This window comes from Sphingomonas sp. Root241 (assembly GCF_001428865.1).
Classification (GTDB): domain Bacteria; phylum Pseudomonadota; class Alphaproteobacteria; order Sphingomonadales; family Sphingomonadaceae; genus Sphingomonas.
Genome location: NZ_LMIV01000001.1, coordinates 1,542,689 through 1,561,989 on the forward strand (window position 1 = coordinate 1,542,689; position 19,301 = coordinate 1,561,989).

General features: G+C 66.5%; 18 protein-coding genes. 9 read left to right on the forward strand and 9 right to left on the reverse strand.

The genetic code is table 11. The features are described 5' to 3' along the window. Positions 1 to 27: 27 nt before the first annotated feature. The 5 genes from ASE13_RS07225 to purM form a co-directional block, all read right to left on the reverse strand. The gene (locus ASE13_RS07225; protein WP_056613071.1) at positions 28 to 2,316 is read right to left on the reverse strand and encodes a patatin-like protein; all 2,289 of its coding nucleotides are present in this window, start codon (positions 2,314 to 2,316) and stop codon (positions 28 to 30) included. Next, on the reverse strand, positions 2,313 to 3,011 hold the full coding sequence (locus ASE13_RS07230; RefSeq protein ID WP_056613073.1) for an endonuclease/exonuclease/phosphatase family protein: 699 nt from the start codon (positions 3,009 to 3,011) through the stop codon (positions 2,313 to 2,315). Before ASE13_RS07230 ends, ASE13_RS07225 begins: the two co-directional genes overlap by 4 nt. Before the next feature lie 54 nt (positions 3,012 to 3,065). Then, the gene (locus ASE13_RS07235) at positions 3,066 to 3,425 is read right to left on the reverse strand and encodes an MmcQ/YjbR family DNA-binding protein (RefSeq protein ID WP_235536871.1); all 360 of its coding nucleotides are present in this window, start codon (positions 3,423 to 3,425) and stop codon (positions 3,066 to 3,068) included. After that, positions 3,422 to 3,943: a phosphoribosylglycinamide formyltransferase gene (gene purN / locus ASE13_RS07240; protein ID WP_056614870.1), complete on the reverse strand. Its 522-nt coding sequence runs from the start codon at positions 3,941 to 3,943 to the stop codon at positions 3,422 to 3,424. Before purN ends, ASE13_RS07235 begins: the two co-directional genes overlap by 4 nt. Positions 3,944 to 4,084: 141 nt before the next feature. Then, entirely contained in the window at positions 4,085 to 5,179 is a 1,095-nt protein-coding gene (purM, locus tag ASE13_RS07245; protein WP_056613077.1) for a phosphoribosylformylglycinamidine cyclo-ligase, read from the reverse strand. Between the two features lie 141 nt (positions 5,180 to 5,320). Between purM and ASE13_RS07250 the strand changes: the two genes are divergently transcribed. The 4 genes from ASE13_RS07250 to ASE13_RS07265 are packed head-to-tail and all read left to right on the forward strand — an operon-like array spanning position 5,321 to position 10,892. Further along, entirely contained in the window at positions 5,321 to 6,604 is a 1,284-nt protein-coding gene (locus tag ASE13_RS07250) for a hypothetical protein (protein ID WP_056613079.1), read from the forward strand. After that, the gene (locus ASE13_RS07255; protein WP_056613081.1) at positions 6,601 to 7,206 is read left to right on the forward strand and encodes a hypothetical protein; all 606 of its coding nucleotides are present in this window, start codon (positions 6,601 to 6,603) and stop codon (positions 7,204 to 7,206) included. The genes ASE13_RS07250 and ASE13_RS07255 overlap by 4 nt, the downstream gene beginning before the upstream one ends. Before the next feature lie 46 nt (positions 7,207 to 7,252). Beyond that, positions 7,253 to 9,394, forward strand: a complete 2,142-nt coding sequence (locus tag ASE13_RS07260; RefSeq protein WP_235536872.1) for an RNA degradosome polyphosphate kinase — start codon at positions 7,253 to 7,255, stop codon at positions 9,392 to 9,394. A gap of 4 nt (positions 9,395 to 9,398) precedes the next feature. Beyond that, complete coding sequence (locus ASE13_RS07265; protein WP_056613087.1) at positions 9,399 to 10,892, forward strand: Ppx/GppA family phosphatase; 1,494 nt, start codon at positions 9,399 to 9,401, stop codon at positions 10,890 to 10,892. A gap of 13 nt (positions 10,893 to 10,905) precedes the next feature. On the opposite strand, the gene ASE13_RS07270 is transcribed toward ASE13_RS07265, so the two are convergent. Beyond that, positions 10,906 to 11,199: an I78 family peptidase inhibitor gene (locus ASE13_RS07270; RefSeq protein WP_056613089.1), complete on the reverse strand. Its 294-nt coding sequence runs from the start codon at positions 11,197 to 11,199 to the stop codon at positions 10,906 to 10,908. Next, positions 11,196 to 12,368 (reverse strand): ribonuclease D, encoded by a 1,173-nt coding sequence (gene rnd, locus ASE13_RS07275; RefSeq protein ID WP_056613091.1) that lies wholly within the window; start codon positions 12,366 to 12,368, stop codon positions 11,196 to 11,198. The genes ASE13_RS07270 and rnd overlap by 4 nt, the downstream gene beginning before the upstream one ends. A 95-nt stretch (positions 12,369 to 12,463) precedes the next feature. Here rnd and aspS point away from each other — a divergent pair, with 95 nt between their 5' ends. From aspS to ASE13_RS07290, 3 genes are all read left to right on the forward strand, one after another. After that, positions 12,464 to 14,302, forward strand: a complete 1,839-nt coding sequence (gene aspS / locus ASE13_RS07280; RefSeq protein WP_056613093.1) for an aspartate--tRNA ligase — start codon at positions 12,464 to 12,466, stop codon at positions 14,300 to 14,302. Positions 14,303 to 14,392: 90 nt separating this feature from the next. Further along, positions 14,393 to 15,784, forward strand: a complete 1,392-nt coding sequence (locus tag ASE13_RS07285) for an L-serine ammonia-lyase (RefSeq protein ID WP_056613095.1) — start codon at positions 14,393 to 14,395, stop codon at positions 15,782 to 15,784. Between the two features lie 51 nt (positions 15,785 to 15,835). Beyond that, positions 15,836 to 16,609: a polyphosphate kinase 2 family protein gene (locus tag ASE13_RS07290; RefSeq protein WP_056613098.1), complete on the forward strand. Its 774-nt coding sequence runs from the start codon at positions 15,836 to 15,838 to the stop codon at positions 16,607 to 16,609. Positions 16,610 to 16,650: 41 nt separating this feature from the next. Here ASE13_RS07290 and ASE13_RS07295 read toward each other — a convergent pair whose 3' ends face one another. Continuing rightward, positions 16,651 to 17,280, reverse strand: coding sequence for a carbonic anhydrase (locus ASE13_RS07295; RefSeq protein WP_056613100.1), 630 nt, complete (start codon positions 17,278 to 17,280; stop codon positions 16,651 to 16,653). A 116-nt stretch (positions 17,281 to 17,396) separates the two neighbouring features. Here ASE13_RS07295 and lipA point away from each other — a divergent pair, with 116 nt between their 5' ends. Next, entirely contained in the window at positions 17,397 to 18,329 is a 933-nt protein-coding gene (lipA, locus tag ASE13_RS07300) for a lipoyl synthase (RefSeq protein WP_056613102.1), read from the forward strand. Continuing rightward, the gene (locus ASE13_RS07305; RefSeq protein WP_056613104.1) at positions 18,329 to 18,826 is read left to right on the forward strand and encodes a type II toxin-antitoxin system RatA family toxin; all 498 of its coding nucleotides are present in this window, start codon (positions 18,329 to 18,331) and stop codon (positions 18,824 to 18,826) included. Before lipA ends, ASE13_RS07305 begins: the two co-directional genes overlap by 1 nt. On the opposite strand, the gene ASE13_RS07310 is transcribed toward ASE13_RS07305, so the two are convergent. Beyond that, entirely contained in the window at positions 18,751 to 19,287 is a 537-nt protein-coding gene (locus ASE13_RS07310; protein WP_056613106.1) for a CinA family protein, read from the reverse strand. The genes ASE13_RS07305 and ASE13_RS07310 overlap by 76 nt on opposite strands. Positions 19,288 to 19,301: the final 14 nt, after the last annotated feature.

The window sequence follows — 19,301 nt, forward strand, 5'->3', positions numbered from 1 at the left end:
CCCTCTCCCACAAGGGGAGAGGGAATATCAGCCGATCTCTTCGCGCAGCTCGGCCAGCAGGCCGGGGATCAAAGTCAGCCGCTCCTCCTCCTCGTCGAGGATCGCGTGGAAGGCGCCTCGCTTGATCGCCGCGACGCGATCATCGGCAAGCCGATCCTCGAAGGGCAGCGCCGAGAGGACGATGTCGATCAGCCGATCGGCACCGTGGAGGCGGCCCCAGAGATAGTCGTTCTCGCGATAGGCGCGGCTGAAGAACGCGCCGAAGCTGTTGAACTGGATGCCCTTCAATGTCGCGGCGGCGCCGCCGGTGCGGATCGCACAGGCGTCCTCAGGCGAGATGCGATCGACGCGGATCGGATCGAACTCGTCCATTCCCTCGCCCTGGAGCAGGGGCAAAGTGGCGATGTCGAAGAAAGGGAAGCCGAGATGCGCGAGCAGCATCGGGCGGCGCAGGTCCTTCGAAAGTGCGCTGAATCCGTCGGACAGGCGCGCGTCTGTCGCCTGATCGAGCGCCTTCAATTGCATCCGTTCGGCGAGCAGATCGAGGATCGGACCGGCATCGTCGGTCATGTCGCGCACCGCGCCGCGCAGATCGGCGAAAGTGTCGGAGCGCTTGAGCTCGAGATAGGCGGCGAGCGATTCGTAGATCGCTTCGCGCATCGGCAGCAATTCGGCATGCGAGCTGGGCAAATCGATCTCGGTCAGCCGGCGCGCGAGCAGCCGCAGGCGGCGGATGCGGAAGCCGAGATCGTGGGCGCGGAGGAATTCGAGGGTTTGCGGGCTGGCTCCGTTCGACTGGGTGGCGCCGAAGCGATCTGCGCCGCGGGACTGCACCGCATGCGTGACTGCCTCACGAATCTCGCGCAGCCGTTCGGGGCCGTGGCGATCGCCGATCGTATAGAGCAGGCGCGAGATGCGATCGATCGCGCCGTCGACCTTGAGCAGGCCGTAAGCGGTGTGGCCATAGCCTGCCTTGGCGGCCGCGGCGACCTGCGCGCGGCGGCGCCAGCTCGCCAGCCTTTTGGGCGTGGGATAATCGAGCCACAAAGTGTAGCCGAACAGCGCCTCGACCTGCGTCTCCACCTCCGCACGGATCTCGGCGACGATCGCCAGCATACGCTCGATCCGGTCCGATCGGGCCGAGATCGCCTCCAGATTGTCGCGGATCGGCTGCTCGCGCGGCAGTTCGGACAGCGCACCGATGATCGTCTGGAAGAAGCCGGGTTTCTCCTGTGGCGTGCCGTAGAAATCGAAGCGCATTCCGGGCGCGGGATCGATGAACACGAAGCGGCGATCGATCTGCCGACGCGCCGGGCGTTCGCGCAGCGCATCGATGGCGGGACGAAAAGGGGCGTTGGCGAGCACCGAGCCGTCGATCAGGATCGCCTTTTCGGCGCGATTGTCCGACCATTGCTGGGGCAGCATGCATTCGAGGAACGCGTCGCGATCGGGCCAGGCGGTACCGCGCTCGGCGAGGAAGCCGTCGATCTCCTCGACGGTGGCGGGCGGGAAGGCGCCGGGGAAGCTGGAAGTCGCGCGCGCCGCGAAGGCGAGGCCGGGAGGTTCCGCGAAGGGCACGCCTTCGTCGCCATGATCGGTGAAGCGGAAGACGAGGCGATGCTCGGTCTCGATCACATGCGGCGGGGAATTGAGGCGGAGCTCCTCGGGGTGGCCACGGAAATCGGTGACGGTGACGAACAGGTCGAGCGGCTGGCCCGCGGGCAGCAGGCGCTTGTAGCGCGGGCCCTTGGCCATCGCGTCGAACGCATCGAGCAGCATGCCGAGCAGGCGCTTGCCGCCGAACGGGGGCTCGAACCAGCGCGAGCGGACGAAGCGCTCGAGCTTGAGCCGCACTTCCTCACGCGCGATCGGATCGACGGTCTCGTCGATCGTCTTGCTGCGATTGGCCACGATCCACGCGATCGGCGTCGCCCAGATCTTGGCGAAGCGATGCGAGGGGGCGTGGCGGGGCTCGAGCAACGCCTCGACATCGGCCTGCTCGATCCACATGTCGGTGAGCGGATCGAGCGACTCGCCGGTGGAGATCGCCCGGGCGAGGAAGATCGCGTTGATCCCGCCGGCGCTGGCGCCCGACAGGATGTCGACCAGCACGCGCAGATTGATGCCCGACGCTTCACGGATCTCGTCGAGCAGCTGGCGATAGACGCCATTGCCTTCCTCGCCTTCGCGCGCGGCGCAGCTGGCGCGGGCGAGCCGCCAGATCTCCTTGGTGATGCCGTGCATGTAGACGGCAAGACTGATCCCGCCATAGCAGACCAGCGCCAGCCGCAATTCCTTGTCGCGGGTCTCGCTCATCCGGCGGGCCGGATCGTCGCCCAGATGGGCAGATGGTCCGACGCGGTACGCGCGTTCATGCTCTCATGGACACCCGACGCGCCGATCGCGAGATCGCGGCTGACCATGATCCGATCGAGCCGCGCCATCGGGCGGCGGGCGTGGAAGCTCTTGCCGGTGGCGGCGAAATCGAAATGCTGGGCGAAATCGCGCAGGCACCCGTTGTGGGGGCTCCATTCGTTGAGGTCGCCCATCAGCACCGTCGGATATTGGCGCGCGCTGGCCTGGAGATGCGCAATGATCGCATGCGCCTGGCGGCGACGCCATAGGCCCGAGAGGTCGAGATGCATGCCGACGATGCGCAGCATTTCGCCGTGTACCCGGATGTCGGCCATCACTGCGCCGCGCGGCTCGAGCGCGGGCAAGTGAATCGCCTCGCAATCCATGATCTGCGCATCCTTGCGGACGAGCAATGCATTGCCGTGCCAGCCCATCGAGCGCGCACGCATGCCGAAGGGGATTGCCTTCCAGTCGCCATGCTCGGCGAGCAGATGGCCGGTGAGCACCGCCTCGCGCGGGCCGAAGCGGCGATCGGCCTCCTGCAGCGCGATCACGTCGGCATTGATTTCGCACAACACCTGCAGCGTCCGTTCGGGCCTGCGCCGTCGATCGGTGCCGATCGACTTGCGCATATTGTAGCTGGCGACCTTGATCATGTGTGCCCCTTATCGCGGGGCCGGGGGGGAATGGGCAAGGGGCTCGGCGGACAATCAGCGTCCGCCGGCTTCAAGCAGGCGGCGTGGGGCGGCGAGCTCCCAGCTGCGGGCGATGCGGTCGCCGACATGCGCCCAGTCAGTATCGTCGGCGCCGACCGCGAGGCCGACCCATTCGGCGCGGAAATAGGCGACGCGCGAATAATCGTCGGGATCCGCCTCGATCAGCATCCGCGCCTCGTCGGCATCGGCGGTCTTGACCGCGACGATGGTGCGGCCGTCGCCATGGTGATCGTGGCGGAACTGCGCGAACATCTTGCCGGCGACGAAGAAGGTCGGCTGGCCGTGGCTGACGCGCTCCTCGGTCTCGGGCAGGTCGAGCGCGAGCGCACGGACCTTTTCGAGCGGGGAAGTCATTGCCTCAGCCATTCCGCGACAACCCGGGGATAAAGACGATGTTCCTCGGCGAGCACGCGCGCAGCGAGGGTTTCGGAGGTGTCGCCGGGCAGCACCGGCACTTCGGCCTGGCCGAGGATCTCGCCGCCGTCGAGTTCCTCGGTGACGACGTGCACCGAGCAGCCGGCGAGCGCGTCGCCGGCGTCGAGGGCGCGCTGGTGGGTGTCGAGACCCTTGTATTTGGGCAGCAGCGAGGGGTGGATGTTGACGATCCGGCCCCGCCAGGCGTGCACGAAATCGTCGGAGAGGAGGCGCATGTAGCCGGCCAGCGCGATCGCCTCGACTCCGGCATCGCGCAGGGCGGCGTCGATCCTCGCCTCGTAGTCCGCCTTGGGCATGCCCTTGGGCGACTGCGCAAAGGTGTCGATGCCCTGTTCGCGGGCCCAGGCCAGGCCCGCAGCTTCGGGCTTGTCGCTGGCGACGAGTGCTACCTCATAGGGACAATCGTCGGCGCGGGCGGCTTCGACGAGCGACGCCATGTTCGAACCGCGGCCGGAAATCAGGATGCCGAGCTTCTTGCGGGTCACTGTTCAGTGCTCCTGCGAAAGCGGGAGCCCAGGGCAACGAGCGACGACCTTTGCGACTCCTGGGCTCCTGCTTTCGCAGGAGCACTGAAGGTATCAATCATTATGCGTCGCACTCCAGTCGGCGCGCGCGCTCCAGGTTTCGACGGGTCCGAACACGGTGCAGCCGCGCTGTCCCTCTTCGACCACGCCGATGCGGAACACCGTTTCGCCCGCTGCGGTCAGCTCTGCGGCGACGGTCTCCGCATCTTCCGCCGCAACCGCCGCAACCATGCCGATTCCGCAGTTGAAGGTACGCGCCATCTCCTCGGGCTCGATATTGCCCTGCGCCTGGAGGAACGCCATCAGCCGCGGCAACGGCCAGGCAGCGGCGTCGATCCGGGCGTGGCAATTCTCGGGCAGCACGCGGGGGACGTTTTCGAGCAGCCCGCCGCCGGTGATATGCGCGAGGCCGTGGATCGTGCCCTTGCGCAGCTGGGGCAGCAGGCTGGCGACGTAGATTCGCGTCGGCGCCATCAACGCGTCGATCAAGCGGACATCCTGATCGAACACCGCGGGGCGATCGAGCTTCCAGCCCCTGTCGGCGGCGAGTCGGCGGACGAGCGAGAAGCCGTTCGAATGGACTCCGGTCGAGGCGAGGCCGAGCAGCACGTCGCCGGGGCGGATCGCGCTGCCGTCGAGCAATCGGTCGCGCTCGACCGCGCCGACGCAGAAGCCGGCGAGGTCGTAATCGCCCTCGGCATACATGCCAGGCATCTCGGCGGTCTCGCCGCCGATCAGCGCGCAGCCGGCCTGACGACAGCCCTCAGCGATCGAGGCGATCACGCGCTCGGCAGTCTGGGGAACCAGCTTTCCGCTGGCGTAATAATCGAGGAAGAACAGGGGTTCGGCGCCCTGGACGATCAAGTCGTTGGCGCACATCGCGACCAGATCGATGCCGACGCCGTCATGCGCGTCATGCTCGATCGCGAGCTTCAATTTGGTGCCGACGCCGTCGTTCGCTGCGACGAGCAGCGGATCGGTGAACCCGGCCGCCTTGAGATCGAACACGCCGCCGAATCCGCCCAGCGCGGCATCGGCACCGGGCCGGCGCGTGGATTTCGCCAGCGGGCCGATGGCGCGCACCAGCGCGTTTCCGGCCGCGATCGAGACGCCCGCCTGGGCGTAGGTGTAACCTTTGGGTTCGCTCATGCACAGCCGCTTAGCGCCGACTTGTCCTCCCGTCACCCCGGCCTATCGCCTCGGCACTTCGGGCGGGGGTGACGCAGAAACTACCCAATGGGGATAGTTCCGCTTGGATTTCCACGTCCGCTTCGCCAAAAGGGCGGCCGCATGCAGTTGTCCCGCATTTCGCTCACCATCGGATTGGCCAGCGCGCTCGCACTTGCGGGCGCGGGCGTGGTCGTCGCGCAGGGGCAGGGCGCAGGTGCCAGCGCCGTGCCGATCGACGCCTCCGGCAGCTTCGAAGTCTCGGGCGTGCAGGTCGACGTGCACGGCAAGGATGCCGATGCCGCGCGGCAGGGCGGCTGGCGGATCGCTCAGCGCAAGGGCTGGGAAATGCTCTCCGAGCGACTCACCGGCAAAAAATCGACGCTGAATGACTCGGCGCTCGATGCGCTCGTCACTGGAATCGTCGTCGAGCGCGAGCAGATCGGACCGACGCGCTACATCGCCCGTCTCGGCGTGCTGTTCGATCGCGGCAAGGCCGGCGCGATCCTCGGCGTATCGACGGTGGTGACGCGTTCGCCGCCGATGCTGCTGGTCCCGCTCGAATTCTCGGGCGGAGTCGGCCGGGTGTTCGAGCGCGAGACCACATGGTCGCGCGCATGGACCCGCTTCCGCAGCGGCGGCAGCACCATTGATTATGTGCGTTTGCGCGGCACCGGGCCCGATGCGATGCTGGTCAATGCCGGCCAGACGCTGCGCCGCGGGCGCAACTGGTGGCGTACGATCCTCGACCAGTACGGCGCATCCGACGTGCTCGTCGCCGAAGTGCAGCTCCGCCGCGAATATCCGGGCGGACCGATCGTCGGCGTTTTCGCCGCGAGTCACGGTCCCGATCGCCGCCCGATCACGAGCTTCGCGCTACGCGTCGACAATGGCGATTCGCTGGATGCGCTGCTCGATGCGGGCATCGTCCGGCTCGATCAGGCGTATCAGAGGGCGCTCGCGTCCGGCGCGCTGCGCACCGATTCGCTGCTCGTAGTGCGTCCACCTACAACCAAGACCCCCGAACAGCTGGCTGCCGAAGCCGCCGCAGCGGCTGCCGCAGCCGCGGCTACGCCGGACCCGAACGCCAGCAGCGCAGCGACGGCGAGCTACACTGTCCAGGTCGAGACCCCGAATGTCGCGGCGCTCAACGCCTCCGAGTCGGCGGTTCGCAGCTTGCCGGGAATACGCTCGGCGGCGACCACCAGCCTCGCGCTGGGTGGCATCTCGGTGATGCGCGTCTCCTATGACGGCTCCCAGGCGAACCTGCGCGCGGCGCTCGAGGCGCGCGGCTGGCAAGTTCAGGAAGGGCCCGGCGTGCTACGCATCCGCCGTGGTGGCGGCGGAGGAGCCACTCCCGCGGCCTCGCCGACGCCTCAGAACACGGCGACACCGGCGGCCAAATGAGCCAGCTGCGCCTGCCGCTGGGGCTGCCGGAAGCGCATGAGACGGAATTCCTGGTCGGCGAATCGAATGCCCGCGCCGTCCACCAGCTCGAACATTGGGCGACGTGGCCGGTGATGAGCGCGTTGCTCGTGGGCCCGCGCAAGTCGGGCCGCAGCCTGCTCGCCCGGATCTTCGCCTCGAAGAGTGGCGGAAGGATATTCGACGACGCCGATCGTGCCAAGGAGACCGACATCTTCCATGCCTGGAACCTGGCGCAACAGGAACGGCGGCCGCTACTGATCGTCGCGGAGGCCGCACCGCCCGTCTGGGAGGTCAAGCTGCCCGATCTACGCTCGAGGCTCGCGGCCTCGCCCTTGCTCGAACTCGGCCCTCCGGACGACGTGCTGATGCCGCAGTTGATCGAACGTGCCTTCGAAAAGCATTTGCTGCACGCCAAACCGGACGTGATCACCTGGGTAGCGAAACGTATCGAACGCAGCCATGTCGCGATCCTGCGCGTTGCCGATGCGCTGGAGTCCGAAACGGACAATCGCCTGTCGATTCCGGCAGTGCGCGAGGTGCTGGGCGCGAACGGTCTCATAACCGCAACGGACGATCCCTAGGGCCATGACCAAGGCAGCAAACAAGCGGGCCGAAGAGGGACCCTTGATGACCGATAATCCGGGCGAGCCGGTAAAACGCTATTTCAATCGTGAGCTCAGCTGGCTGGCGTTCAATCGCCGTGTGATGGAGGAGGCGTGCAATCCCGCGCATCCCTTGCTGGAGCGGCTGCGCTTCCTGTCGATCTCGGGCTCCAACTTCGACGAATTCTTCATGGTCCGCGTCGCTGGGCTTATGGGACAGCAATTGCAGCGCGTGGAAGCACATTCGGCCGACGGCCGAACGCCGGGCCAGCAGCTCACAGCGATCTCCGAGGAAGCCGAGATCCTCGCCGACAGCCAGCAGAGCGTATGGAACGACATTCGCGCGCAGCTGACCGAAGTGGGCATCCACGTCCTCGAATCCGACGAGATCGAGGGCAAGACCGAAGCGTGGCTCGAAAACCATTTCCGCGAGCAGATCTTCCCGATCCTGACCCCCCAGGCGCTTGATCCCGCGCACCCATTCCCGTTCATCCCCAATCAGGGATCGAGCGTGATCTTCGACCTGGTGCGGCGCTCGGATCGCGAACCGATCCGCGAGCTGGTGCTGCTGCCGACGACGATGCCGCGCTTCGTGCGGCTACCCGGCGAGCCGGCACGCTATGTGGCGGTCGAAGTCCTGCTCAAGCGCTTCACTCATCTGCTCTTTCCCGGATACGACGTGCTCGGATCGGCGGCGTTCCGCGTGCTGCGCGACAGCGACATCGAGATCGAGGAAGAGGCGGAGGATCTGGTCCTCACCTTCCGTTCGGCGATCAAACGCCGCCGCCGCGGCCGGGTGATCCGCCTCGAAATGGAGGACGGCATCGCTCCGGAGCTGGAAGCGGTGCTCAAGGAGGAGCTGGGCGGCAGCGAGGCGTTGCTGACCGAGACCGGCGGTTTCCTCGGCATCGGCGATCTATCGGCGCTGGTGGAGGAGGACCGGCCCGACCTCAAGTTCACGCCCTATTCGGCGCGGTTCCCCGAGCGGATCCGCGAATATGGCGGCGATTGCTTCGCGGCTATCCGGGCGAAGGACATCCTCGTCCATCACCCTTATGAGAGCTTCGACGTCGTGCTCTCGTTTCTTGGGCAGGCGGCGAGCGATCCAGACGTCGTCGCAATCAAGCAGACGCTCTATCGCGCCGGCAAGCAGCCCGCAGTGATCAACGCGCTGATCGCGGCGGCCGAGGCGGGCAAATCGGTGACCGCGGTGGTCGAATTGAAGGCACGGTTCGACGAGGAGCAGAACCTCTATTGGGCGACCGCCCTCGAACGCGCGGGCGTGCAGGTCGTCTATGGCTTCATCGACTGGAAGACTCACGCCAAGGTCTCGATGGTCGTCCGGCGCGAAGGCAATGGCTATCGTACCTACTGCCATTTCGGGACGGGCAATTATCATCCGATCACCGCGCGCATCTATACCGATCTGAGCTTCTTCACCGCCGATCCGCGGGTGGGGCGCGATGCCGCGCAGCTGTTCAATTACGTCACCGGCTATGTCGAGCCCGCATCGCTGGAGCTGCTGCACATCAGCCCGCGCGACCTGCGCAACGACCTGGTCGCGCTGATCGACGCGGAGATCGAGCATGTTCGCGCCGGGCGACCCGGGGCGATCTGGGCGAAGATGAACTCGGTGGTGGACCCCGCGGTGATCGAGAAGCTCTACGAGGCCAGCGCGGCGGGGGTGGAGATCGATCTGATCATCCGGGGCATCTGCTGCCTGCGCCCCGGGGTTCCCGGGCTGTCGGAGAACATCCGCGTCAAGTCGATCGTCGGTCGCTTTCTCGAGCATAGCCGCGTCTGGGCTTTCGGCAGCGGCAAGGGGCTGCCGAGCGACGGCGCGAAGCTGTTCATCTCCTCGGCCGACTGGATGCCGCGCAACTTCGATCGCCGCGTCGAGTTCATGCTGCCGATTCTCAACAGGACGGTGCATGATCAGGTGCTCGATCAGGTGATGGTCGCCAATCTGCTCGACGACGAGCAGAGCTGGCAGCTCCAGCCCGACGGCCGCTATGTCCGCGCCGAGCCGGGCGAAGAACCGTTCAACCTGCACCGCTATTTCATGACCAATCCCTCGCTTTCCGGACGCGGCGCCGCGCTCGAGAAGCGCAAACCGGTGCCGAAGCTGTCGCTCAAGCGGCGGCGCGGGGCGAAGAAGGAACATTGACCTGATGGCCACGCTCCTCCGCAAGCCGGAGCAACGCACCGTGCCGGCAAAGGCGCGCGTGGCGATCATCGACATCGGATCGAACTCGGTGCGCCTCGTGGTCTATGACGGCGCAGCGCGGCTGCCGGCGGTGCTGTTCAACGAAAAGGTGATGGCGGGGCTCGGCCGATCGCTCAGCGAGACCGGCGCGATCGACAAATCGGGACTGGCGCGGGCTCGGGGCGCGCTGGCGCGCTTCGCCGCGCTCGCCCGCGAGATGCAAGTGAGCGAATTGCGTACGGTGGCGACTGCCGCGGTGCGCGACGCCTCGAATGGCGGCGAGCTGATCCGCGCGGCCGAGGCGCTGGGGCTCCGGGTGGAGCTGCTATCCGGCGAGGAGGAGGCGATGGCCTCGGGCATGGGCGTGCTCTCGGGCATCCCCGAGGCCGACGGCGTGGTGGGCGATCTGGGCGGCGGCAGCCTCGAACTGGTGCGTGTCGTCGCGGGAACGGTCACCGATCGCGTATCCTTTCCGCTCGGCGTGCTCCGGCTCGGCGTGATCCGCGCGGAGGGCAAGGGGATGCTCGATCGCAAGGTCGCGAAGCTGTTCGCCGATTCGGGTTGGAGCGGGCGGGGGAAGGGGCTGCCTTTTTATCTGGTCGGCGGATCGTGGCGCGCGCTCGCGCGGCTCGACATGCACCGCACCGGCTATCCGCTACCGGTGGTGCACCAATATCCGATCGCGCTCGATCGCGTCGGCGATCTGCAGCGCGTCCTCGCCGAGATTCCGAAGACCGAGCTCAAGGCGATTCCCGACATCTCCAGCGCGCGTATCCCGACCTTGCCCGATGCAACTGCGCTGCTGCTGAGCGTGCTCAGGCATCTGGGAAGCAGCGGCAGCGTAGTATCGGCTTATGGCCTGCGTGAGGGACTGCTCTATCAGCGGCTCACCCCGACGCAGCGCCTTGAGGATCCTCTGATCGCCGCGACACGTGACGAAGGCGAGCGCTCGGGCCGCTTCCCCGAGCATGGCGATCTGCTCGACGCGTGGATCGCACCATTGTTCGATGATGCGCCCGAACTGGCCCGGCTGCGCCACGCGGCGTGCCTGCTCGCCGACGTCGGCTGGCGCGCCAACCCGGAATTCCGTGCCGAACGCGGCATGGAGATCGCGCTCCACGGCAATTGGGTGGCGATCGACGCGGCGGGGCGGGCGATCCTCGCCCAAGCGCTCTACACGGCGTTGGGCGGCGGCCTCGGCTGCCCCGAGGCGCTCGGCCGGCTGGCCGACGCAGAGTCGCTGGCGCGGGCGCGGCTATGGGGTTTGGCGATCCGGCTGGGGCAGCGGCTGAGCGGCGGCGTCGCGGCGCCGCTCAGCCGCTCGCACGTGGCATTGGAGAAAGGCACGCTCACGCTGAGCCTCGATCACCAGGACGAGGCGCTGTACGGCGAGGCGGTCGAGAAGCGCCACAAGGCGCTCGCCGCAACGTTCGGCAGGGAGCCGGTGCTGGAAGTCTAGCTAGGCTTCCGCGTTATCCGCAGTGCCCGCGGACGATCCTGCCCTTGTCGTCGAGATCGAGGTTCAGGCGGGCTTCGCTGAAATCCATCGTCACTGCCATTCCGGGCGAGATCCAGCGGACTGTCTTGGCGCCCGAGAGCCGCATCGCCTGCTTTTCGACTGCGTCGGTGCGGGTCTTGCCGTTGAGGCTGGCAAGCCCGTCGGCCACGCATTTGCCGGAAGGCGGGGAAGGGGTGGCTTCGGGCCCATCGCCATAATGGCACGCGGAGGTGGCGAGAATGGCAAGTGGCAGAAACGCGCGGATCATGATGGCTCCTCGGTTCGAGTCATCTTGAGCTTACCATTGCGGACGGTGAACCCGAGCTGACCCTCCACGAGTTCGAGCGCGTCGCGGCCGAACTGCTCGAAGCGCCAGCCTTCGAGGATCGGCAGGTTCTCGCGCACGCCGGCGGCCAGCGCTTCCAGATCGTCGGAGCGGGCGAGCAGGCGCGCCGCGACGTTGATCTCCTTGGCGCGGATCTTGAGGAGCAGCTTGAGTAGATCGGCGACCAGCGCGCCGTCCTTGCCGAGCGCCGGCTTGCGGTCGTCGCGCGCAGGAAGTTCGTCGGCCGACATCGGCTTCGCGCTTTCGAGCGCCGCCATCAGCCGGCCGCCGATATCGTTGCCGCCCCAGGTGGGGGAGAGGCCGCGGATTCGTGCCAGATCAACTTGCTTGCGCGGCGGCGTGCCGGCGAGATCGGCGAGCGTCTCGTCCTTGATGATGCGGCCGCGCGGCAGATCCTTGCCTTGCGCCTCGAGCTCACGCCAACGCGCCAGCGCCTTCAGGCGGCCGAGCACTTCGGGCTTGCGGCTGGAGACGCGGACGCGCTGCCACGCCTGATCGGGGTCGTTGCGGTAATTCTCGGGATCGGCGAGCCGCTCCATTTCCTGGTCGAGCCAGGCGCCGCGGCCGGTTTTCCGGAGCTTCTCGAGCATCTTGGGGAAGATCTCGGAGAGGTAGGTGACGTCGCAGATCGCGTAGTCGATCTGGCGCTTGTCGAGCGGGCGGCGGCTCCAGTCGGTGAAGCGGGCGCCCTTGTCGACGGTGATGCCGAGATAGGTGTCGACGAGGTTCGAATAGCCGATCTGCTCGCCTTGCCCGAGCGCCATCGCCGCGACCTGCGTATCGAACAGCGGGTGCGGGGTCTTGCCGGTGAGATTGTAGACGATCTCGATGTCCTGGCCGCCGGCATGGAAGACCTTGAGGACATCCTCGTTGTTGGTCATCAGTTCGAGCAGGGGCGTCATGTCGATCCCGCCCATCGGATCGATCGCCGCGGCCTCCTCGTCATCGGCGATCTGGATCAGGCAGAGCTCGGGCCAATAGCTGTTTTCGCGCATGAACTCGGTGTCCACGCAGATGTACGGCTTGTTGGCGAAGCGCGCACAGAGATTGGCGAGGGCGGCGCTGTCCTCGATCAGACCATGGATATGCATCGGGGGCCCATATACTGGTCTTCGGGTTGACAAAAGGGTGCGTGAGGGGAAAGCGCACGCCACTGTTGATCCCTCACGCAAAAGTTGAAATCTCGATGCACGCCTATCGCTCGCATACCTGCGCCCAGCTCCGCGCCGTCAATGTCGGCGAGGAAGTCCGCCTTTCGGGATGGGTGCACCGCAAGCGCGATCATGGCGATCTCGTCTTCATCGATCTGCGCGACCATTATGGCATCACCCAGATCGTCACCGATGTGAGCGGCCCGGCCTTCGCGGTGATCGAGTCGCTGCGCGCCGAATCGGTGATCACGGTGACGGGGAAAGTGATCGCGCGCGATGCCAGCGTAGTGAACCCGAACCTGCCGACCGGCGAGATCGAGGTCCGCGCCGCGGAAGTGACTGTCCAGAGCCCGGCGCAGGAGCTGCCGCTCCCGGTGTTCGGCGACGCCGAATATCCCGAGGACATCCGCCTGCGCTATCGCTTCCTCGATCTGCGCCGCGAGCGCCTCCACAAGAACATCCTGCTGCGCTCGAACGTCATCGCATCGCTGCGCCGCCGGATGATCGACCAGGGCTTCACCGAGTTCCAGACGCCGATCCTGACCGCGAGCAGCCCCGAGGGCGCGCGCGACTATCTGGTCCCCAGCCGCGTCCATCCGGGCAAGTTCTACGCGCTCCCGCAGGCGCCGCAGATGTTCAAGCAGCTGCTGATGGTCGCGGGCTTCGACCGCTATTTCCAGATCGCACCCTGCTTTCGCGACGAGGACGCGCGCGCCGATCGCTCGCCGGGTGAGTTCTACCAGCTCGATTTCGAAATGAGCTTCGTCACGCAAGACGATGTTTTCGCGGCGATCGAGCCGGTGCTGCACGGAGTGTTCGAGGAATTTGCGAACTGGGAAGAGAAGGGCCGCACCGTCTCGCCGCTGCCGTTCAAGCGCATCCCGTACCGCGAGTCGATGCTGAAATACGGCAACGACAAGCCCGATCTGCGCAACCCGATCCTGATCACCGACGTCTCGGAGTTCTTCAAGGGCTCGGGCTTCAGCCGCTTCGCCTCGATGGTCGAGAGCGGCGACGTCGTTCGCGCGCTCCCCGCGCCGAACACGCACGAGAAGAGCCGCAAGTTCTTCGACGACATGAACAGCTGGGCGCAGAGCGAGGGCTTCCCCGGCTTGGGTTATGCGACGCAGAAGGACGGCGTGTTCGGCGGCCCGATCGCCAACAATCACGGCCAGGAAGGCATGAAGGCGATCGCCGATGCGATGGGCCTCGGCCCGAACGACGGCATCTTCTTCGCCGCGGGCAAGGAAGCGCAGGCCGCCAAGCTCGCCGGGCTCGCGCGCACCCGCGCCGCCGAGCAACTCGAACTGATCGACCAGAGCCGCTTCGAGTTCTGCTGGATCGTCGATTTCCCGATGTTCGAAGCCGACGAGGACACCGGCAAGATCGACTTCAGCCACAATCCCTTCAGCATGCCGCAGGGCGAGCTGGAGGCGCTGGAGACCAAGGATCCGCTCGATATCCTGGCGTACCAGTACGACATCGTCTGCAACGGCGTGGAGCTGAGCTCGGGCGCGATCCGGAACCATCGTCCGGAGATCATGTACAAGGCGTTCGAAATCGCCGGCTATACCCAAGCCGACGTGGATACGAATTTCGCGGGCATGATCAACGCCTTCAAGTTCGGCGCGCCGCCGCACGGCGGCTCGGCCCCGGGGGTCGACCGCATCGTGATGCTGCTCGCCGACGAGCCCAACATCCGCGAGGTTATCGTCTTCCCGATGACTCAGAAGGCCGAGGACCTGATGATGCAGGCGCCGAGCTTCGTGAGCGAGAAGCAGCTCAAGGAGCTCAATATCCGCCTCGCACCGCAGGTCGCCGCCGATCTCAACAAGAAGAGCATCGACGGCGTGGTCGATCCCGCAGCGGGCTGATACCTCTCCCTTAACGCGGCAAGGGGCGCTACAGCCGGTTTGGTAACAACGGAAACCAGACCGGTCGCCAGAGCCGGGGCAGGAGCGAGAATGTTGGACGAGAACAACGCCCGGGCGCGTGCCCGCGCGGAAGCGACGATCGGGCTGGCCGATCTGTTCACGATCGGCATCGGCCCGTCGAGCTCGCACACCGTGGGCCCGATGCGCGCAGCCTGCGCCTTCGCCGAGGCGGCGCTCGACCGCGGCACCCCGGTTTCGGTCTCGTGCGAGCTGTTCGGATCGCTGGCGCTGACCGGGCGCGGCCATGCCACCGATACCGCGGTGATGCTCGGGCTCGCCGGTTATCGCCCCGAAGCAGTCGATCCCGACGCCGTCTCGATGATCATCGCGACGATCCGCGCCGAGGCGCAGCTGGCGTTGGGTGGGCACGTGCCAGTGCCCTTCGTCGATGGGCAGCATTTGGTCTTCCGGAACGACCGGTTCCTGCCCTCGCATCCCAACGGCATGCGCTTCGTCGCGCATTATGCCGAGGGCGAGCATTGGGAGACCTTTTATTATTCGATCGGCGGCGGCGCGATTGTCGAGGGCGGGTGCGAACCGCCGCAGACCAATGTGAAGCTGCCACTGCCCTTCGCATCGGGTGCCGAGCTGCTCGCCGTCGCCGAGGCGCAAGGCGTCTCGATCGCCGATATCGTCCGCGCCAACGAAGCGGCGTGGCGCGACGATGCCGAGACCGACGCCTTTCTCGACAGCCTCCGCGCGGCGATGTCCGCGTGTATCGATCGCGGATGCCGGGGAGAGGGGGAATTGCCCGGCGGGCTCAAGGTGCGGCGGCGCGCGCGTGATCTCCACAATCGGCTGATCGCGCGGGGGCCGCGCAGCGATCCTTCCCTCGTGTTCGACTGGGTGAGCCTGTGGGCGCTGGCAGTGAACGAGGAGAACGCCGCGGGCGGGCGGGTGGTCACTGCGCCGACCAATGGCGCGGCGGGGGTGATCCCGGCGGTGCTGCGCTATTACGAGACCTTCTGCGCGGCGCCGACGCCGGCGGGGGCGCGGACCTTCCTGCTCACCGCTGCGGCGATCGGCTTCCTCTACAAGAAGCGCGCATCGATCTCGGCGGCGGAGATGGGGTGCCAGGGCGAAGTGGGCGTAGCCTGCTCGATGGCCGCCGCGGGGCTCGCCGCGGCGCTGGGAGCGACCAACGCGCAGATCGAGAACGCCGCCGAGATCGGCATGGAGCACAATCTCGGCCTCACCTGCGATCCGATCGGCGGGCTGGTCCAGATTCCGTGCATCGAGCGCAACACGATGGGTGCGATCAAGGCGATCAATGCCGCCTACCTGGCGATGCACGGCGACGGCAGTCACATCGTCAGCCTCGACGCCGTGATCGAGACGATGCGCCAGACCGGCGAGGACATGCGGTCCAAATACAAGGAAACCGCGCAGGGCGGGCTGGCAGTGAACGTCGTCGCCTGCTGATTGCAGGATCGCGTCGGCTGGCTGTACGTTCGTGACCGACCAGGAGGCCGGATGGCGATCGATCTCAGCGACTATGAGTCAGGCGAACCCTTTGACGGGCATTACAAGGACGCGCTGGAGAAGCTGCAAAAGCGGCTCAGCCACATCCATTATGCGCATATCGTCCACAAGCGCCGCGCGATCATCGTGTTCGAGGGTTGGGACGCAGCGGGGAAGGGCGGGATCATCCAGCGGCTGACCGCCGAATGGGACCCGCGCTATTTCGAAGTCTGGCCGATCTCGGCGCCGACGCCCGAAGAGCTGGCGCACCACTTCCTCTGGCGATTCTGGCGGCGGCTGCCCGCCCAGCACAACATCGCGATCTTCGACCGCAGCTGGTATGGCCGCGTCCTCGTCGAGCGAGTCGAGGGCTTCGCCAGCAAGGCCGAATGGCAACGCGGCTATGACGAGATCAACGATTTCGAGGCGCAGCAGGTCGAGACCGGCGCGACCCTGATCAAGGCCTTCGTCCATGTGACGCAGAAGACGCAGGACAAGCGCCTGCGTGACCGGCTCGAGCATCCGTGGAAGCGCTGGAAGACCGGCCTCGATGATTATCGCAACCGGGCGAAGCGGGCGGATTACCTCGAGGCGATGGCCGAGATGTTCGAGCGCACGGATACGAAGCATGCGCGCTGGATCGTGGTGGACGGCAACGACAAGAAAGCGGCACGGATCGCCGCGCTGACGGCGATTGCGGATGCACTGGAGGCAAAGGTGCCGATGGAGCCGCCGGAGCTCGATCCTGAGGTTAAGAAGGTGGCGAAGAAGGCGCTGGGGCTTTAGCGTTTCCATCATCCTCGCGAAAACCGGGATGATGGTTCTCCTCAGGCCGGTGCGAACTCGCCTTCGTCGTCCATCACGTGGAGCACCCCATCGCGGATTGCGAAATAGGCACCGTGGATCTTGAGTGTGCCTGCCGCCTCGCGCTCGGGAATGCAGGGGAAGGTTCGCAAATTGGCGATCGAGACGCGCACCGTTTCCAGTTCCAGGGCGCGGATCGCTTCCTCGCCTTCGCCATGTTCGGCGACGATTCGGTCGCGCGCTTCGTCGAGCATGTCGACCCAGTGGGCGATGAAACCGCCGGCGCCTGGAGGTGCGCCCTCGAAGCGGCGAGTGAGCGCGGCATGGACGCCGCCGCACGCGCCGTGACCCATCACGACGATCTCGGGCACTTCGAGCTGAGTCACTGCGAATTCGAGCGCCGCCGAGACACCGTGACGGCCGCCGCCGAGTTCGAACGGGGGAACGAGATTGGCGATGTTGCGCACGACGAAGATCTCGCCGGGCGAGGTGTCGAAGATCTGTGCGGGATCGACGCGGCTGTCCGAGCAGGCGATCACCATCACCTTGGGCGCCTGGCCCTCCGACAGCTCATCCCAGCGATTGCGCTGGCGCCCATATTCGGTCTGGCGGAAGCGGCGATAGCCGCTGAGCAGGTCGCTGAAGTCGGTCATGGCGGCTCCATACCGCTTCCGTAGCGTTTGCGAACCCCGTTCGCGTTCGCGGACTGCAAGCAGGGATGCTCGCACGGTTGTTGTGCGTGCACGCGTGCATCGCTATCTGGCCTCGTATGAACGAGATGTCCCCGTTGCCGCGGCCCGAGCGCGTCCGCAAACCCGACTGGATCCGCGTCAAGGCACCGACCTCGGAGGGCTTTGCGGCAACGCGTGCGCTGATGCGCTCGAAGAGCCTGACCACCGTGTGCGAGGAGGCCGCCTGCCCGAATATCGGCGAGTGCTGGTCGAAGAAGCACGCGACGGTGATGATCCTCGGCGACACCTGCACGCGCGCCTGCGCCTTCTGCAACGTCAAGACCGGCATGCCGCGCGCGGTGGACCCGATGGAGCCGCAGAACGTCGCCGACGCCGCGGCGCAGATGGGGCTCGAGCACATCGTCATCACCTCGGTCGATCGCGACGACCTGCCCGATGGCGGTGCGAAGCAGTTCGTCAAGGTGATCGAGGCGATCCGCAAGTCGAACCCGACGACGACGATCGAGATCCTGACCCCCGATTTCCGCAACAAGCACGAAGCGGCGATCGAGATGATCGTCGCGGCGCGGCCCGACGTCTACAATCACAATCTCGAGACCGTCCCGCGGCTCTATCCGACGATCCGTCCGGGCGCGCGCTATTACGCGTCGCTCCGGCTGCTAGAGACCGTCAAGAGGCTCGACCCGTCGATCTTCACCAAATCGGGCATCATGCTCGGGCTCGGCGAGGAGCGGCTCGAGGTCCATCAGGTGATGGACGACATGCGCAGCGCCGACGTGGATTTCCTGACGATGGGCCAGTATCTCCAGCCGACCCCGCGCCACACCAAGGTCATCGAGTTCGTGACGCCGCAGGCGTTCGGCTCGTACGGCGCGATCGCCCGCGCCAAGGGCTTCCTGCTGGTCGCCTCGTCGCCGCTGACGCGGTCGAGCTATCACGCCGGCGACGATTTCGCCAAGATGCGCGACGCGCGGGCGGCCAAGCTGGCGAAGGTGACCGCAGCCGTCTGATGCCCAAGCACAGCGAGACCCGCGCGCTGCCCTATTCGCCGGAGCAGATGTTCGATCTGGTCGCCGATGTCGGGCGTTATGGCGAGTTTCTGCCCTGGGTTTCGGCGGTGCGGGTGCGCTCGAACAGCGATACCCAGATGGTCGCGGACCTGATCGTCGGCTTCAAGGGGCTGCGCGAGAGCTTCACTTCGCGCGTGGAGAAACAGCGGCCGGGACATATCCGGGTCGACTATCTCGAAGGGCCGCTGAAGCACCTCAATAACGACTGGAAATTCCGTAGCGACGGGAAGGGCGGGTGCCTCGTCGATTTCTGCGTCGACTTCGCGTTCAAGAACCGGGTGTTCGAGATGCTGGCGGGGCAAGTGTTCGATCGCGCGCTGCGGAAGATGATCAACGCGTTCGAGGAGCGTGCGGCGCGGCTTTACGGCGACTCGGCAGGTGCTTCCGAGGCGACTGCGCCCGGCATCAGCAAGTCGAGCGCGCACAACGCCGCCTGAAGCCGAACGCCGGCACGCCCATTATCCTCGAAATGGCGCGCATCGGCGACGATGTGCTGCGGATCGGCGCCGCGCTCGGCCTGGGCGAACACCACCGTGCCCACCGGCTTCTTCTCGCTGCCGCCATCGGGACCGGCGATCCCGGTAATCGCCACCGCGACATCGGCGGTGCTGCGCTTGAGCGCGCCCTGCGCCATGCTCCACGCCACTGCGATCGACACGGAGCCGAAGGTTTCGAGCACGTCGGTGCTGACCTTGAGCACCTCCGTCTTGGCTTCGTTCGAATAGGTGACGAAGCCGGCGTCGAACACATCGGACGAGCCCGGAATCTCGGTAAGCGCGGCGCTGACGAGGCCGCCCGTGCAGCTTTCCGCCACGGCGATGCGGCGCCCGACGGCGCGATTGGCTTCGAGCACGCGGCGCGCGGCGTCGACGAGCTGGGGCGGGAGAATCGTGTCCATGGCGAGGCCCTGTG

Excerpts from the sequence above, each read along its gene's own strand:
- ASE13_RS07270 (WP_056613089.1), bottom strand. The coding sequence starts at position 11,199 with ATGATCCGCGCGTTTCTGCCACTTGCCATTCTCGCCACCTCCGCGTGC.
- purM (WP_056613077.1), bottom strand. The coding sequence starts at position 5,179 with ATGAGCGAACCCAAAGGTTACACCTACGCCCAGGCGGGCGTCTCGATC.
- ASE13_RS07295 (WP_056613100.1), bottom strand. The coding sequence starts at position 17,280 with ATGACCGACTTCAGCGACCTGCTCAGCGGCTATCGCCGCTTCCGCCAG.
- ASE13_RS07250 (WP_056613079.1), top strand. The coding sequence starts at position 5,321 with ATGCAGTTGTCCCGCATTTCGCTCACCATCGGATTGGCCAGCGCGCTC.
- ASE13_RS07230 (WP_056613073.1), bottom strand. The coding sequence starts at position 3,011 with ATGATCAAGGTCGCCAGCTACAATATGCGCAAGTCGATCGGCACCGAT.
- ASE13_RS07305 (WP_056613104.1), top strand. The coding sequence starts at position 18,329 with ATGCCCAAGCACAGCGAGACCCGCGCGCTGCCCTATTCGCCGGAGCAG.
- rnd (WP_056613091.1), bottom strand. The coding sequence starts at position 12,368 with ATGCATATCCATGGTCTGATCGAGGACAGCGCCGCCCTCGCCAATCTC.
- ASE13_RS07285 (WP_056613095.1), top strand. The coding sequence starts at position 14,393 with ATGTTGGACGAGAACAACGCCCGGGCGCGTGCCCGCGCGGAAGCGACG.
- ASE13_RS07255 (WP_056613081.1), top strand. The coding sequence starts at position 6,601 with ATGAGCCAGCTGCGCCTGCCGCTGGGGCTGCCGGAAGCGCATGAGACG.
- purN (WP_056614870.1), bottom strand. The coding sequence starts at position 3,943 with ATGGCGTCGCTCGTCGAAGCCGCCCGCGCCGACGATTGTCCCTATGAG.
- ASE13_RS07310 (WP_056613106.1), bottom strand. The coding sequence starts at position 19,287 with ATGGACACGATTCTCCCGCCCCAGCTCGTCGACGCCGCGCGCCGCGTG.
- ASE13_RS07265 (WP_056613087.1), top strand. The coding sequence starts at position 9,399 with ATGGCCACGCTCCTCCGCAAGCCGGAGCAACGCACCGTGCCGGCAAAG.
- ASE13_RS07225 (WP_056613071.1), bottom strand. The coding sequence starts at position 2,316 with ATGAGCGAGACCCGCGACAAGGAATTGCGGCTGGCGCTGGTCTGCTAT.
- aspS (WP_056613093.1), top strand. The coding sequence starts at position 12,464 with ATGCACGCCTATCGCTCGCATACCTGCGCCCAGCTCCGCGCCGTCAAT.
- lipA (WP_056613102.1), top strand. The coding sequence starts at position 17,397 with ATGAACGAGATGTCCCCGTTGCCGCGGCCCGAGCGCGTCCGCAAACCC.
- ASE13_RS07260 (WP_235536872.1), top strand. The coding sequence starts at position 7,253 with ATGACCGATAATCCGGGCGAGCCGGTAAAACGCTATTTCAATCGTGAG.
- ASE13_RS07290 (WP_056613098.1), top strand. The coding sequence starts at position 15,836 with ATGGCGATCGATCTCAGCGACTATGAGTCAGGCGAACCCTTTGACGGG.
- ASE13_RS07235 (WP_235536871.1), bottom strand. The coding sequence starts at position 3,425 with ATGACTTCCCCGCTCGAAAAGGTCCGTGCGCTCGCGCTCGACCTGCCC.